Source organism: Oceanobacillus sp. M65, assembly GCF_052246275.1.
Taxonomy (GTDB): Bacteria; Bacillota; Bacilli; order Bacillales; family Amphibacillaceae; genus Oceanobacillus_B; species Oceanobacillus_B jordanicus.
Genome location: NZ_JBQQCJ010000003.1, coordinates 111,615 through 126,740, shown reverse-complemented (window position 1 = coordinate 126,740; position 15,126 = coordinate 111,615). Strand labels below are relative to the sequence as shown.

The 15,126-nt window shown below is 39.1% G+C and carries 12 protein-coding genes; 11 read left to right on the top strand and 1 reads right to left on the bottom strand.

What is annotated here, in order from left to right; translation table 11 throughout:
• Positions 1–18 precede the first annotated feature (18 nt).
• The 10 genes from ACTWPF_RS12730 to ACTWPF_RS12685 all read left to right on the top strand — a co-directional run bounded on the left by ACTWPF_RS12730 (position 19) and on the right by ACTWPF_RS12685 (position 11,418).
• Positions 19–6,078, top strand: coding sequence for a lamin tail domain-containing protein (locus ACTWPF_RS12730; protein WP_443149339.1), 6,060 nt, complete (start codon positions 19–21; stop codon positions 6,076–6,078).
• Between the two features lie 242 nt (positions 6,079–6,320).
• Positions 6,321–6,656, top strand: a complete 336-nt coding sequence (locus tag ACTWPF_RS12725; protein ID WP_443149338.1) for a hypothetical protein — start codon at positions 6,321–6,323, stop codon at positions 6,654–6,656.
• A gap of 48 nt (positions 6,657–6,704) precedes the next feature.
• On the top strand, positions 6,705–6,902 hold the full coding sequence (locus tag ACTWPF_RS12720) for a hypothetical protein (protein ID WP_443149337.1): 198 nt from the start codon (positions 6,705–6,707) through the stop codon (positions 6,900–6,902).
• Between the two features lie 167 nt (positions 6,903–7,069).
• Entirely contained in the window at positions 7,070–8,002 is a 933-nt protein-coding gene (locus ACTWPF_RS12715; RefSeq protein WP_234368462.1) for a M23 family metallopeptidase, read from the top strand.
• Between the two features lie 127 nt (positions 8,003–8,129).
• Complete coding sequence (locus ACTWPF_RS12710; RefSeq protein ID WP_443149336.1) at positions 8,130–9,818, top strand: DUF2207 domain-containing protein; 1,689 nt, start codon at positions 8,130–8,132, stop codon at positions 9,816–9,818.
• 177 nt (positions 9,819–9,995) lie between these two features.
• On the top strand, positions 9,996–10,319 hold the full coding sequence (locus ACTWPF_RS12705; RefSeq protein WP_443149335.1) for a hypothetical protein: 324 nt from the start codon (positions 9,996–9,998) through the stop codon (positions 10,317–10,319).
• A 21-nt stretch (positions 10,320–10,340) separates the two neighbouring features.
• Positions 10,341–10,604, top strand: a complete 264-nt coding sequence (locus ACTWPF_RS12700) for a hypothetical protein (RefSeq protein WP_106896364.1) — start codon at positions 10,341–10,343, stop codon at positions 10,602–10,604.
• 31 nt (positions 10,605–10,635) lie between these two features.
• Entirely contained in the window at positions 10,636–10,797 is a 162-nt protein-coding gene (locus ACTWPF_RS12695) for a hypothetical protein (RefSeq protein ID WP_238018468.1), read from the top strand.
• A 13-nt stretch (positions 10,798–10,810) separates the two neighbouring features.
• Entirely contained in the window at positions 10,811–11,161 is a 351-nt protein-coding gene (locus tag ACTWPF_RS12690; RefSeq protein WP_443149334.1) for a hypothetical protein, read from the top strand.
• A complete protein-coding gene (locus tag ACTWPF_RS12685; protein ID WP_443149333.1) occupies positions 11,125–11,418 on the top strand; it encodes a hypothetical protein in 294 nt (97 codons plus the stop codon). The genes ACTWPF_RS12690 and ACTWPF_RS12685 overlap by 37 nt, the downstream gene beginning before the upstream one ends.
• 158 nt (positions 11,419–11,576) lie before the next feature.
• On the opposite strand, the gene ACTWPF_RS12680 is transcribed toward ACTWPF_RS12685, so the two are convergent.
• The gene (locus ACTWPF_RS12680) at positions 11,577–13,133 is read right to left on the bottom strand and encodes an ABC-F family ATP-binding cassette domain-containing protein (protein ID WP_443149332.1); all 1,557 of its coding nucleotides are present in this window, start codon (positions 13,131–13,133) and stop codon (positions 11,577–11,579) included.
• Positions 13,134–13,305: 172 nt separating this feature from the next.
• Between ACTWPF_RS12680 and ACTWPF_RS12675 the strand changes: the two genes are divergently transcribed.
• Positions 13,306–14,907: a BCCT family transporter gene (locus tag ACTWPF_RS12675; RefSeq protein ID WP_443149331.1), complete on the top strand. Its 1,602-nt coding sequence runs from the start codon at positions 13,306–13,308 to the stop codon at positions 14,905–14,907.
• Positions 14,908–15,126 lie beyond the last annotated feature (219 nt).

The following is a 15,126-nucleotide window of genomic DNA, read 5'->3' as shown; positions in this document are numbered from 1 at the left end:
ATAAATGGAGGGAAGAGAATGAAGAAAAAAAGGGTACATAGTTTTTTTGCAGCAGTTACAGCTACATTCTTATTTGGTTCAACCTTGTTACAACCCAGCACCATTGCACTTGCGGCAGTAGAACAACCAGATGGAAAGAAATTAGAACAAAGTGAAGAGGCAGCTAGCACGGAAAAGTCTGCTGAGAATGAAGATACCACCATACCATCACTAGATACAACCTCTATAACTTTTCAACATGAACAACCTCCTAGTATTACAGACGCTAAAAATCATGACATAACAGTCAGTATTCCCAACGCAGAAAATGCCCAATTTTATTACAAATCAACTGAATATTCTCAGCCAGTGCGAGTAGAGATGAATAAGGCGGAGGGAGATACTTTCACAGCCTCCATTTCAGCAGACGCTTTTTGGTCTGAAGATGTTGCTTATTGGTTTACAGCGTCCAACGTTGAGACCGAAGCCGAATCGGATGTCTATACTGCCAAAGTAGACAAGCAGGTGAATAGAGAGGGTAACCTTGCGTCAAAGCTTTTCATTACAGAAGCTAATCTGGATGAGGAACCATTTATAGAAATCTACAATAATACAGACCAGTCATTATCACTTAAAGATTTCCAGCTTTTCTTAGGGAATGAGGAAGTCCTTTTTCCTGAAGAAGCCAACATATCTCCACAGAAAACAGTAGTTGTCTGGTTTTCCGACAGTGATGCTGAAATTAGTACTTTTAATAACTATTACGAAACAAACCTGGAGAAGAAGGATATATTTATTGTTAACACACCTATTACTTCAGGTGATGTCCAGTTAAAACTTATGGATAATCAGTCAACTGAAACTATGAGCCAAGTGAATTATTCTACTAGTAATGATGCAACAAGTCAGCTTTTTTATTATAGCAACGCGGAAATGAAGGATGGGGGAGCAACAGAAATTGCTATTCCTGGAGTATTGGTAGCAGGTCAAGTCCCTGAACAAGCCCTTACTCTTGACCCAGAGACAAGTGAAGATGCAGATAAAACAAAGGAAACAGAAAATGATGCTTTGGAAGAGGAAGATAAGCCTGCATCGAAGGAAGAAAAACCAGAGCAGGATACGATAGAATCTCAGACAGCAGAAGCGAAAATGGACCAGATAATTGATCACAAAGAAATAACGGAAATAGATGGGAATGCAGACTTATCTATAGAGGCTACTGTTAAAGTAGCCTCAAAGGTTACTCTAGAGTACCAGACAGGAAAAGGAATGGGAAAAAAGGAACTTGTCCTTACAAAGAAGGAGAGTTCTGATCTATATTCCGTAACTATCCCTAAGGAAGAATTATGGTCACCACATTTTAGCTATCGGATTATAGCAATAATGGGTGATGGGGAGACATTTAGTTTGCCGGAAGCAGGTCAAGTGGAGGCAGTTGTTACGGAAGGAGAGACAGACTTCCAACAAGTACCACGCATTCTTATTACAGAGCTAACGCCGGACACGGTAAATGTTAATGGTGCAGATGCCTATGAATTTGTTGAGATCTACAATAATTCCACCCAACCTATTAATATGCAAGATTATCAGATTATTTACCGCTATCCAACCAGTACAGCAGACCAAGTTTGGAACCTTACCGACGATAAGGCTATTCAGCCACAAGAAAGTTTCATCGTCTGGATTAAAAATGGTGGAAACCAGGCACTAGAGTTGGCGGATTTTAACAATCACTATGGATTCAATCTGCCAGAAAGTCATGTTACGGAAATTCAAAGTGCTGGAATGGCGAATGGTAGTGAACGCACGTTAATAGTTGCAGATAAATTTTCAAACGAGATCGTTTCTGCAACTTATAATAATGATGGTAAGGATGTCTATCCTGATAAAGGAATCGTATATAGCTATCCAAGACAAGGAAATACCATGATGAAAGTAGGCATAGGCGAGTCGGTTACGCCACTAACTGTAGTTGATGGTCAAGTGCCACAACAGCCAGTTGCAATTGATGAAACCCCTGAAAAACCAGTTATTGAGAAACCGAACTTTTCTATAACGGAGGAAAACATTACAGTTGAAGTGGAGATAAAGTCTGATCAGGATATACTTGGAGCAATTCTCTCCGTTCAGCAAAGTAAGGATATAGACTTCCAAACGTTTCAGATGATTCCTTCTGAGGCAGACGCTTCAGTTTATACGGTTACCATTCCACGTAAACAAATTTGGAGTGACCAGGTAACGTATTTTATTACTGCTTCCAATCAATCTGGTGAGACAAAAACAGAGCAAAAAGAAATAAAATTACCAACTCAATCGGTTGATTATCAGAAAGTCCCTGCAATGCTTATCACAGAACTTGTCCCTGATACAGTGAATGCAAATGGTGCAGATGCTTATGAGTTTATTGAAGTTTATAATAACTCAACTGAAGCAATTGATTTTAGTGATTACACATTACGCTATCGGTACCCAAATAGAGGAGCTGAAGGAGATTTAACCTGGGGACCAGAAGAGGATCAAGAAGTCATCATCCCATCAGGTGAGACAGTGGTATTTTGGGTCATTAACCAAGGGAATACTGATAAAAGTCAAGATGATTTTAATGCTAACTTTAAAAGTAGTTTAATCGAAGGAAAGAACTTGTTTAAGATATATAGCGATGGAATGGCGAATGGTAGTGAGCGAACCCTCATACTTGCAACGAAATCAGGTGAAGAACTTTCTTATGCAACATATAACGAAGAGGCTGGTGTGAAAGATACTGTACCGGATAAAGGAATCTTTTATCGTTACCCAGCAGATGGCGGTCTTCATTCTACAAAAATTAGTGCTGGAGAGTGGGACGCGACACCAGGAAAGATAGTGTCAGAACAGGTACCACCCGAGAAGGTCCAGTTCCCAGAAGATACGATAAAGCCAGTAATTGAGGTTGCGTCAATAGAAGAACCTATTACAGTGCAAGAACCTGTTACTTTATCTGCAACAGTGTCTGATCAACTTGGAGTTAAATCAGTCTTTCTATACTATCGAACAAATGAAGCAGATAACTTTCGAAAGGTTAGTTTGGAAAGACAGAGAGATGATAAGTACGCTCATATCGTCTATGAGCCAGAATTGATTGGGAAAAATGACCTGGAATATTACTTTGTTGCCAGTGATGGTAGAAACCAAACAACATCCGAACGGATAAAGATTTCGGTTGAAAATCAATACTTACAAGAAGGATTACGTCTGAATGTAAGTAACGAGGACTTGTTGTCTGGAGAAAAAGTTATGAAGGCAACAACAGATCAATACAGTACCGCAACAGAACTTTATATTGATGACAATCAGGCAACGGATACATTTATGGCCATGGAAACGGAAGCCTACTTTGCTTTTGATGTAACAGAAACAAACATCTACTTCAAAAATGGCGTGACGATGGGTGACGAAATACTTGAAGTTTTTGATGACACGTATAATAGTTTTACAACGTTAACAATTCCAGTTTCTGCGGAAAGGCTGCAGGTTGGGGACAATACCATTACGATTCGTGCGGGCAACAAGGTAGGACCATTTGATGAAACATCCCGAGAGAACAGGGATGACTTCACAATTAAAAACATCAGGCTCGTACTTTCAGATGGTACAACCATTTATGATCCAAATTACGCTGATCCAAACAGAAACTATCCAATTGGAGATAGTCCAGGGAAGGATCCGGTCTATGACTTTACTTTTATGCTAGAGGAAGAGCAATTCACCTCCACAGCTTACCTATTTGATACAAGCTCTGTAGCAGATGGTGAACATAAAGTTAGAGCTGTTTATGAAGAGGAAGAAGTTGAAGCAACAGTAGTAACGGACAATACGGCACCCGTTCTGAAGCCTAATATAGTAGAAGGGGAGACTTATAAAGGGTCTCTCAACATTGACGCTGAAGCAACGGATGCGGAGAGTGGTGTAGAAGAAGTTACAGCTCAATTGAATGGTGAATATATTTCCCTTCCATATGAAACATCATCTGCTCTGTTATCGGCTGGCGAACATACGGCGATTTTCCGAGCCACCGATTTGGCTGGAAATACATCAGAAGAAAAGGTTAGCTTTTACGTTGTAGAAGAGAATCCGCTTTTACCAGACTGGCTATCCAACGATACTGAGGGCACCAGTGCTGATTTATCTGTAACAGTAACGGATCCTACAAACGATGTGATGGATGTCGCTTTCTACGAGTCTTATCAATATACAGCTGACGATGCTAATCTTGTCATTTCAGAAAACGCTGTGGACACTGAGCCTCCAAATGGATACCTACCAAATGGAGAGGAACGTCTGACCGATAAGCAGCGTGAAGCATTAGAAAGATTGGATGGAAATGAACTGTCAACAGAGTCTGATTTACAATTTCCTTATCATCGTTTCGATGTAACAGTTGATGAGAAGGTTGATGAAAATGATGAGATAGAAATTGTGTGGGATGGCTCTTCTCTTCCTGGTAGAAAAGTAACCATGTATGCATGGAATTATAGTGCGGATAGTTGGGATGCATTAACTTCGACAATTGCTGGTGAGGAAGCATTTGAACTTATTGGCACGGTAAGCGGATCTAAATACTTACAAGATCACAAAGTAAGTGTGATAGTGCAGGACCAAATAGCAGACATCGGGGAAGATTTCAGTTTTGTTTGGATGGCTGATACGCAGTACTACTCAGAAAGCTATCCATATATATATGAGAAACAGGTAAACTGGATTGCAGAAAACCGACAGAAACACAACATAGAATATGTATTTCATTCTGGTGATTTAGTTAACGTCCATGACGATTTTGCACAATGGGATGTAGCGGATCGATCCATGGGCGTACTAGACGAGGCTGGTATTCCATATGGTGTTGTAGCGGGTAATCATGACGTCTACAATAAAAGTCGTGACTACAGGAATTACTCCCAGTTCTTTGGAGAGGAGCGGTTCGCAGGTAATTCATATTACGGTGGCTCTTTTGAAGATAATCGTGGACATTACGATTTAATCTCCGTAAATGGAATAGACTTCATTATGGTGCACCTTGGGTGGGGCATTGAGGAAGAAGGAATTGAATGGTTAAATGAGGTGTTGGAGGCACATCCAAATCATAAAGCAATTCTAAATGTACACGAATATTTACTCGCTACAGGTAACAGAAGTCCCACAGGTGACGAATTGTTTGAAAAGGTTGTTGTACCGAATGAAAATGTATTCGCTGTTTTATGCGGACATTATCACAATGCACAAACGTTAATTGATGAAATTGATGATAACGGCGATGGGGCTCCAGACCGTTCAGTGTATCAGTTGTTAGCCGATTATCAAGGTGGTCCTGAAGGTGGCCAAGGTTATTTAAGGATATTAAACTTTAACATGAATGAAAATAAGATCGATGTAGAAACTTATTCTCCTCACCTTGACGATTATAATTATTACGACCCCAAAGATTTTCCTGGAAAAGATGAATTTTCAATAGATTTTGATATGACAGCACAAACAAAAGAAGTTGCTACTGATTATGTAGAGGTAAATGTATATACAGATGAACTGATTGGTGAAGTAACAGGTGTACCGAGTGGGGAAACGGCTTCGGTTACATGGAATGAATTAAATCCAAACAGTGAATATTTCTGGTATGTCGAAGCAACAGATCAATATGGTGGTAAGCAACGTTCGGATATTTGGAATTTCCTCACGGTGGATGGGGAGATAGTAGAACCGGAAAATCCAGAAAACCCACAAGAACCGAGTGAGGGAGATAATGGAAAAGACGAAGAGAAGCCTGGAGAAATAGTGAACCCTGGTAATCAGGTAAATCATCCCATTGTAGAAAATCCTTCTGCAGGTAACGATCAGGATGATAAGAAAGATGATAAAGATAAACCAAAAGATCAAGATGAAAATAAAGATGATAATCCGATCATAGAGAATACAACGCAACATGGTGGTGAAAGTGGAGGATCTGCACTGCCAAAAACGGCAACGACTATGTATCATTATCTTCTTTTAGGGGCTCTCACACTTTTAAGCGGAATTGGTATTTGGATGGTTTCTTATTACCGCAAAAAGTACTTGATTGAGATGTAAATTCACAAAGTATAGGTTTGTCTATTATAACCGTAGCCCTTTGAGGGTTGCGGTTTTTTCTTTTAGAAGGCTTCCATTATTACTTTTTGTTTAAACAAAATTTTTACTATCATTACTGGATTGCGCTTACATTAACAAGTGTGTTTTTCGCTCACCAATTAGTATAATTGAAATGATTCTTATAGTGTATCTATCCAATTATCAATAATCTTGGTATGATAAAAATAGAGGGGGGGGACATGATGAGGAAGCAATGCGTTTACTTATTCATCGGAGTACTGGTTTTCTTTGGTATTAGCCAGGCGACAATATTGGTGCAACATTTACAGCAATCCGCTTCCTCAGAAGAGACTGTTTCAGCATTTAAAGATGTGCAGCAGATAGAAATTGCCCACATCACAAATGGAGTTGTCTCTTCAGATGTAGATAAAGCAGATCACCCACCTTCATTGCCACTATTTTTAACAAAAGCAGTTCCTAGGGTAAAGCTCTTAACAACAGAATTGCTTTTCCCTGATAGACCAAGATACACGTGGCATATCCATATTAAAAAATACCATTCTAATTACCTCTCCTAGTTCTTCTTATTTCTTGTCAGAAAATAAGAAGAGAAGAGGAAACGATAGATGAAGCAGACAGACAAACCATATTGGAGAGAGACAGTTGATTGCTTTCTCTCCATTGCAATATATATGACACTATTTTTTAGTTCCTTCGTTCTTGGTGGCCATTTAACTGGAACAGACTGGCTAGGTTATTTCGACCATTTCACATGGACGTTAAACACAGAGTTTTTTAAAGAGCTCATGCAGTCTTGGAAATAAAAAGGAAGACCCGGAAATCTATATACCGGGTCTTCCTTTTTTATTAGGGTTCGGGTCATGGGCGAAACTTTCATCCCACTTATTCGTATTATTGGTAAAGCACGGTTGAAAGGAGCGGGAGAGAGAATATGAGGGCATTTGTAAAAATAAGTATAGGAGTGTTATTTATGATTGGATTGGCAGCTTGTAGTAATAAGGAAGGTGATTCGGATAAAGTGGAGGAGAAGGAAGAGACAATGACAGAAGCCATACCTGCAGGAGATTTCCCAAAGCAATTTCTTTCAGGTAATTATGAGCGGATCTATAACCAGTTTAGTGAGTCTTTCAAAAATGAAGTATCATTGGAGGAGTTTATAGGAATCGGAGAGCAGTTTAATGATGCAGTGGAAAGCTATGCTTTAGTTTCTGAAATGAGCCTACCAGAAGTGGTGGAATATCAATGGATTAGCGAGAAAGACAAAAAGGGAATCAGGGCTTATTTCAGTGAAGACCTAACAATTGAGGGGTTGCAAGTATTAAACATTACAGCAAACTTAGAAAGTGATGAAGTATATACAAAGAACACCTACCACATGCCAATTAACGAACCATGGTTTACCTTTTGGGGTGGCACAAACGAGCTCGTTAACTACCATTATGCACATGAACCTCAGCGCTATGCCTATGACCTGCTGATGAAAGAGGGGGATAGCACCTTCGAAGGTGATTCCACGGCAAATGAAAGCTACTTTGCATTCGGAAAGGATGTAGTAGCACCTCTAGAAGGTGTGGTAGTTTCAGTGGAAAATGGGGTTGCAGAGAACACTCCTGGTGTAGACACAAATACTGATCAGCCTGCCGGGAATCATGTAATCATCGAACATGAGAATAATGAATATAGTGTGCTAGGACATTTCAAGAAAGATAGTGTTGTAGTCAAAGAAGGACAGGAAGTAAAGGCTGGAGAATTGCTTGGTTTAGCCGGGAACTCTGGAAATTCAAGTGAGCCACATATTCATTTCCATGTTGCTGACAGTGCTGAATGGGAAAATGCTACCTCGCTCCGCATTAAGTTGAATGTTGAGGGGCCTATTCGTGGGGAAGTGGTTGAAGGATTTTAAGTTAATAGCTTTATTATAACCTTCCATTCGGGAGGTTTTTTTGTGCTTAACGGTCTCAGCTGTGAAACATTATGAAACTTTTTTCTAGCTAATTCGTATTACATAATAACTAGAGGGGGCGGAGAACGTGAAAAAGATAAGTATATTCCTCACCATATTAGCGGTCTTATTCATTTTTCCTATCGAGGCACTGGCCGTTGAATACTCCATAGAAAAAACACGAATTGATGCGTATTTACAGGAGAATGGAGAAGTTCATGTCACTGAGAGGCATACCTATGGGTTTGAAGGAGAATTTAATGGCATTACCAGATCACTCATTCCAAAGAAGGAAACTGCCATTGTCGATGTCTCTGCAAAAGAGGGAGATCAAGCATTAGATGTGGAGCAGCAAGACAATGAATATCGTGTTTATCGTAGTGGCTCGGATGAGACCATCACGGTTGATCTATCCTATACAATTGAAAATGGAATTGAAAAATATACGGACGTTGCACGGTTTGACTGGCCGTTTTTCGATCAAAGCAACGAATCCGATTATAATCAGATGGATGTATATGTTCATCCACCTCAACCGACAGAGGGAGTCATTGCCTATGGTGAGGATGAAGCTGCAGGCTCAGAGAGCGTAGAGGAGGAAGGTGTCGTCCGCTTTGAGATGGGACATGTCGATAGTGGGAAAAATGGCAACATTCGAACGGCCTTTGATGCGTCTCTCTTTTCAGGCGCCGCTTTAACAGAGGATAAAGCAATACGAGGAGAAATTCTTGCTAAAAAAGAAGAACTAGATGAGAAGCAGGCTGCTTATGAAGCAAGAAAAGACTTCTTCACTACCATTTCTCCTTTTATTATTGGTGCTTTTTCCATTTATTTGTTAATACTAATTATTTATACAGTTCGAAAAAGAAATGCTGTCCAGCAAGAGGTTGAACGCCGTTTTGGTACTGCATATTCTGTGCCAAAAGAAGAAATGAGCCTTCCAGCTACTATTGTGTACATGAATGCACGCTTGGTAAACGAAAAAACACTGACAGCTGCATTACTGGATCTTGTTCGTAAAGGCTATGTGAAACATGATGACGAGGAACACTTTACTGTTATGGAACGCAATACCGATCACAAACATGAATCCCTATTATTGAGTTGGTTGTTTGATAAGATTGGAAGAAATGGAGAATTTACTCTTAAGCATTTAAAGGCATATACGAAAGACAAGAAAAATCATAAAGCATATCGTGATGATTTCCATAAGTGGAAGCAAGCTGTTTTGGAAGAGATAAAAGGAAATAAATTAAAATCTAATGAGGGGAAATTACGTATTGTAGTTGGTATCTCTTCGCTTTTATTGTTACCGTTAATTATTTTATTCGGTATATATGGATTATTCCTTAGCTTGGCTATTATGATTGTCTTTTTTGGGACTTTCTTCAGTTTTGCTTGCCTTTACTCACCACGCGCGGTGAAAGGGGAACGAATCTATAAACAATGGAAAAGCTTTCAGGCAAAGTACCCTTCTTTAAAAGAGCAAGAATGGGAAGAATTACAAGATGATGAACAAAAGCGTGCCTTTATCTATAGCCTCGGTACAAATAATAAACATGTTAATAAAGCAAGTGACAAGATGATGAAGGGCACACCTCAATTCAACAGTGGCACTCAAACTGATTTTGTCATGTTTATGGTAATCGCCGCAGCAATTAATCACGATTTTAAAGAAGCACATACAACAGCAGCAGCTGCTTATTCCTCTAGTGGTGGAACACCAGGTGGAGGAGCAGGAGTTGGCGGTGGCGGCGGGGGATCCGGCGCGTTCTAACAGGTCATAATTTGTGACCTGTTTTTTAAAGGAGCGACCCGGCTAATAATTTTTGTAACTTAAATTTTCTTCAGATATATTTAGTTAATAGAGGCAGATGTTATCATAGCCAATCATTTAGTTACCAGTTTTTGGATTTGTAAGCCAGGATTATAAAAGTACTAGAAGGAGTAATTAATGAGAATAAATAAGTCTCTGTTTACTACATTAGTATACTTCATTGTTGCGACACTGCTATGTACTGTTTCTATCTATCTCTGTACTGTATTTATCATTACTTTATTAGACTGGGGGAGCCCAATTTTAAATGTAATGGAGTCTATAAAATGGTCATTAAAAATGATGCTTTTTCCCTCTTTAATTGTCCTGCCAGTTTACTTAATTGTGTTAAGCGTCTGCGTCCACTATCAAAAAGAGGTGGACAAGTTAAAATATTTCGCACTTATGCTAATAGTCTTTATTGGCCTCTTTTTATACTACTATAATATAGCGAGAACATAAGCACCTGCAGGAGGTTATGCAATGAGTGGATTACTTGAGTTTATTGTTGTAACACTAATAATTGGCGTTGCAATATTTTTATTAAGTACATTGTTTAAAGAAAAGGGTATACTTATTCCTATTGTTACGAGTTTACTAAGTATAATCCTAATAGTTTGTGGCTTCATTGAAGGTGGCTTTGGGGGAATGGGGATGGGATATATAGGTACATCTGCTTTAATTGCCTCAATCATCGATTTATTTATCCTTATTTTCATTATGGCTAAGAAAATGGCTAAAGAGTAATCCAGTTCAACTATTAAAAGGAGAGGTTACGATGGAAGTTTTCATAATGATTTTGTTTGCTTTTTTGGTTATGATGGCAATTAGTTCGTTTTTAAACATCATGCTTAAAACTACGAAGAAAAAGGATTGGCTAATTTCCTTTCTTTTGAGTACATTTTTATCCATTGTCCTAGTAATGTTTTTAGGTAGTTAGGGGGAGCAACACAATGCTATTATCTACGGTTATTCTAGGATGGATAGGGATTGGTGTATTTGTGACAATCCTTCTTACATTCATGAAGCTAATGAAAAACAAGGAACAAGGATTGCTCCACGTGGTAATGGGATTTATGTATGCTATGTGGCTACCACTGCCATTCGCGCTATATTTTGAGCAAGAGCAAGAACTTCTTTTAACTGGAAGTATTTTTGGATTCGTTTATTTACTTATGCTTGTTATCACAATGGGCTTTCAAGCGGGCCATATCGTACATATTGTAAAACAGGAACAAGTGAAATATGGGAAGAGCGGGCAACATGGATGCTTGATACATTTTCGAGTTCTTATGAAAATTTAGCGGGTGTCTTTAAAAGTGTGTGGTCTATATTTCTCGCTATATCTTTTTGGTTAAATGGAGAAACATGGATGGCCATATTAATGAGTTTGTTTAGTCTTATGATCATTTATTATGTGAATAACCTGGTCAACGTAAGCACAATAAAAAGAATTAAACTAACGGAAAAGTTGAAGCCAAATCCGTTCATTTACAACATAGAGGCATTGCTATTTTTCTTAACGCTTATGATCTATATTACAATGCAATTATTAGAATAACTCGCATTCGCTTGTCTTTTAGCAAATGTATATGTTTTTCTTATACTTTGGACTTCAAAATTTTAACTACGTCGTTATTGCTTCCTAGTTAAAATTTTATGCTTTCCAAACGTATAAAAAGAGCGCCTGTATAGAATCAGGCGCTCTTCGCGTTTTCACTAAAATGCTTTTGTTGTCCAGTCTTCGCAATTCCAGACTTCTGTAACAATGTCTTCATAAAAATCTGGCTCGTGGGAGATAAGTAAAACACTTCCCTTAAAGTCTTTAAGCGCACGTTTTAACTCTGCTTTAGCATCTTTATCTAGATGGTTGGTTGGCTCATCGAGTACAAGCAAATTGGATTCCTGATTTAACAGTTTGCAAAGGCGCACCTTCGCTTTTTCTCCTCCGCTTAATACTTGGACCTTACTTTCAATGTGTTTGGTAGTAAGGCCACAACGAGCTAGAGCAGCCCGCACTTCGTATTGATTCATATGAGGGAATTCATCCCAAATTTCCTCGATGCACGTCTTTTTACTAACCTCTTTCATTTCCTGTTCAAAGTAACCAATGTGCAGATGCTCACCTAGCTCCACGCTACCAGAAAGAGCAGGGATTTCACCAAGAATACTCCGCAGTAAGGTTGTTTTTCCAATTCCATTCGCTCCTGACAGGGCAAGCTTTTGTCCGCGTTCCATTGTTAAATTAAGTGGACGGGACAGAGGCTCTTCATAGCCAATCACGAGATCACTTGTTTCGAACAAATATCTGCCTGGTGTACGTGCCATTTTAAACTCAAATTGAGGTTTTGGCTTCTCGGCATCTAGCTCAATTACTTCCATCTTATCAAGCTTTTTCTGACGGGACATTGCCATCTTACTTGTTGCCGCGTTCGCTTTATTCCGTGCAACAAAGTCTTTCAGATTGGCAATTTCTTTTTGCTGTTTTTTATAAGCAGCAGTCTGTTGTTGCTTCTTCATTTCATACACACGTAAGAATTCATCATAGTCACCAGGATATCGGGTGAGCTGTTGATTTTCCATGTGATAAATAAGATTGACGACACTGTTCATAAAAGGAATATCATGTGACACAAGGATAAAAGCATGTTCATATGCCAATAGGTACTCCTTTAACCAGACAATATGCTCTACGTCTAGATAGTTTGTCGGTTCATCCAAAAGCAAAATATCGGGTTTTTCAAGAAGCAATTTGGCAAGTAGCACCTTCGTACGTTGTCCGCCGCTTAGATCGTGAACATCTCGCTCCAGACCGAAGTCATCGAGACCTAGTCCGTTTGCTACCTCGTCGACTTTTGCATCAATTATATAAAAGTCATTGTTGGTTAAAGCGTCTTGTATACGACCAGTTTCCTCAAGAATTTCCTCGAGTTCTTCTGGCTCTACTTCTCCCATTTTTGCATACAGATCATTCATTTCTGTTTCCATATCATATAGATATTGAAAAGCCGTCCGCAGTGCATCACGTATGGTCATGCCTTTTTTAAGCACAGCATGCTGGTCTAGATAACCAACGCGTACGTGTTTTGCCCAGCTTACCTTTCCTGCGTCGGGCTCTAATTTTCCTGTGATAATGTTCATAAAAGTAGACTTTCCTTCTCCATTTGCACCTAGAAGTCCAATATGCTCTCCTTGCAACAAACGAAAAGAAACGTCTTCAAATATTGCACGGTCACCAAACCCGTGGCTTAAGTTATTCACTGATAATAAACTCATGTAAAAACACCTTTTCTTTCTAAAGATTCCATTTCCCATTATAGCGGTCCTAAAGGAAAAAGGATAGGGAGCAAGGAAAAAATAAACAGTTTCTTATTAGTTTAAGCAAGCAACCTGTGTGGTAAAAAAGTAGTATGCAGTAATGTGATCGAAATAATGGAGGTAGCATAACATGGAGAATAATAGTGGGAAAAAGAAAAAAACACATTTAATAGACTATCGGATATTTGCACCAGCCTTATTAATTGTTATTGCAATTTGTATTCCGTTAGTCATTTATGAACAGAGATCACTAGAAGTGCTGAATAGCATTTTTAATAGTATTGTAAATAATTTCCGTTGGGGCTATCTATGGTACGCTATTATCTTAGTAGCAGCAGGGTTATTCTTTTCTTTTTCAAAGTATGGAAAGGTAGTACTCGGCGATCCAATGGAAAAACCCAGGTTTACTTTATTTGAATATGCGTCCATTTTGATAGCGATGGGATTAGGTTCAACGATTATGCGCACAGGTATGGTAGAGTGGGCAAATGTTGCAATAGATCCACCATTTGGGGTGGAAGCAGGATCTACAGAAGCGCTACTATGGGGAAACACATACGCCATGTTTCTTTGGAGCTTCCAAACGTTCGCTGTCTTTGTAATGGCAGCCCCAGCAATGGCGTATATTTTGCACGTTAGGAGAAAGCCGCTATTCCGGATTTCCGAGGCATGTCGTGTTATTTTCGGCGACAAATTTACAGATGGTTTCGGAGGGAAAGTGCTCGATGTTACTTTTCTAGTCAGCATTCTTGCCGGAGCAGCTGTTACATTAGGACTAGGCGCACCAATAATTACGAATAATCTGTCTGAATTACTTAACATAGAGGTAACTTTTACACTTACTTTAATTGTTACGGTTATATGGGTACTGCTGTTTTCTCTTAGTGCCTACTTAGGAATAGAGCGTGGTATTAAACGCCTAAGTACGTTGAACATGTATTTGGCCGGGGGATTCGCGTTATTTGTTATGATTCTCGGTCCTGGAATATTTATTCTAAACTTCTTCACAGAAACAATGGGTTCCCTTATATCCAACTACGTTGACTTATCAACCTATACAAACTCGTTGAATATGGAAAGTACTACACGAGTGGAGAGTAATACAGTTTTCTGGTTTGCTTACAATTTAACATGGGCGATGCTACACAGTGTGTTTGCCGCAAAAATCTCACGCGGGCGTACGATTAAAGAAATGATCTTAACATACTTGTTGGCACCAACTTTAATTTCCTGGATAGCGACAGGTATATTAGGTGGACTAGGAATTCAACGTTTTCTAACAGGCGATGTAGATGTACTCAATATCGTAAGTGATAAAGGTGAAATGGCAGTTATACCGGAAATTCTATCTTCACTGCCACTAGAAAACGTAGCATTGGTTATCTTTATCGTAATTGCAACCATATTCTTAACGACAACGTTAGATTCAACTACGTATACGATTGCCGCTTATACTGGCACACAAAATATGAGTAAGTCAGAACCGCCAAGGACCTTACGCATTATTGTTGCAGCAATTATTACAGCGTTAGCGCTTGTTCTTATGCGTGTAGGAGGTCTTCCTCCGCTAGAAGTGGTCTCGGGGCTGATGGGGCTTCCAATCATCGTCCTTCAGTTACTGACCATCTTTGCAGCGAAGAAAATGATTGATGAAGATAAAGCATTTATACACAATGTGCGGAAGAAGGACGAACCACAAGATAAGAAGAGATATAGTAAAGTAGATAATTAAGCGAAAGGGCTGGGACATCACGTCCCAGCCCATTTTTTGCGCGAATGCATTTTTTCTAAGTTAGAAAAACATTTTCTTATATCACAAATTTAGGGAAGTGTTAAAATGTACTGTAGTGTGTTTTTGTTCTGCAATATAAAGAAGAGAAAAGGATACTTTTAAGATTAAAAATTCTGGAACACAGTGAAAATATGAAACAAGGAATATAATATTCACTAT

Excerpts from the sequence above, each read along its gene's own strand:
- ACTWPF_RS12730 (WP_443149339.1), top strand. The coding sequence starts at position 19 with ATGAAGAAAAAAAGGGTACATAGTTTTTTTGCAGCAGTTACAGCTACA.
- ACTWPF_RS12725 (WP_443149338.1), top strand. The coding sequence starts at position 6,321 with ATGAGGAAGCAATGCGTTTACTTATTCATCGGAGTACTGGTTTTCTTT.
- ACTWPF_RS12720 (WP_443149337.1), top strand. The coding sequence starts at position 6,705 with ATGAAGCAGACAGACAAACCATATTGGAGAGAGACAGTTGATTGCTTT.
- ACTWPF_RS12715 (WP_234368462.1), top strand. The coding sequence starts at position 7,070 with ATGATTGGATTGGCAGCTTGTAGTAATAAGGAAGGTGATTCGGATAAA.
- ACTWPF_RS12705 (WP_443149335.1), top strand. The coding sequence starts at position 9,996 with ATGAGAATAAATAAGTCTCTGTTTACTACATTAGTATACTTCATTGTT.
- ACTWPF_RS12700 (WP_106896364.1), top strand. The coding sequence starts at position 10,341 with ATGAGTGGATTACTTGAGTTTATTGTTGTAACACTAATAATTGGCGTT.
- ACTWPF_RS12695 (WP_238018468.1), top strand. The coding sequence starts at position 10,636 with ATGGAAGTTTTCATAATGATTTTGTTTGCTTTTTTGGTTATGATGGCA.
- ACTWPF_RS12690 (WP_443149334.1), top strand. The coding sequence starts at position 10,811 with ATGCTATTATCTACGGTTATTCTAGGATGGATAGGGATTGGTGTATTT.
- ACTWPF_RS12685 (WP_443149333.1), top strand. The coding sequence starts at position 11,125 with ATGCTTGATACATTTTCGAGTTCTTATGAAAATTTAGCGGGTGTCTTT.
- ACTWPF_RS12680 (WP_443149332.1), bottom strand. The coding sequence starts at position 13,133 with ATGAGTTTATTATCAGTGAATAACTTAAGCCACGGGTTTGGTGACCGT.
- ACTWPF_RS12675 (WP_443149331.1), top strand. The coding sequence starts at position 13,306 with ATGGAGAATAATAGTGGGAAAAAGAAAAAAACACATTTAATAGACTAT.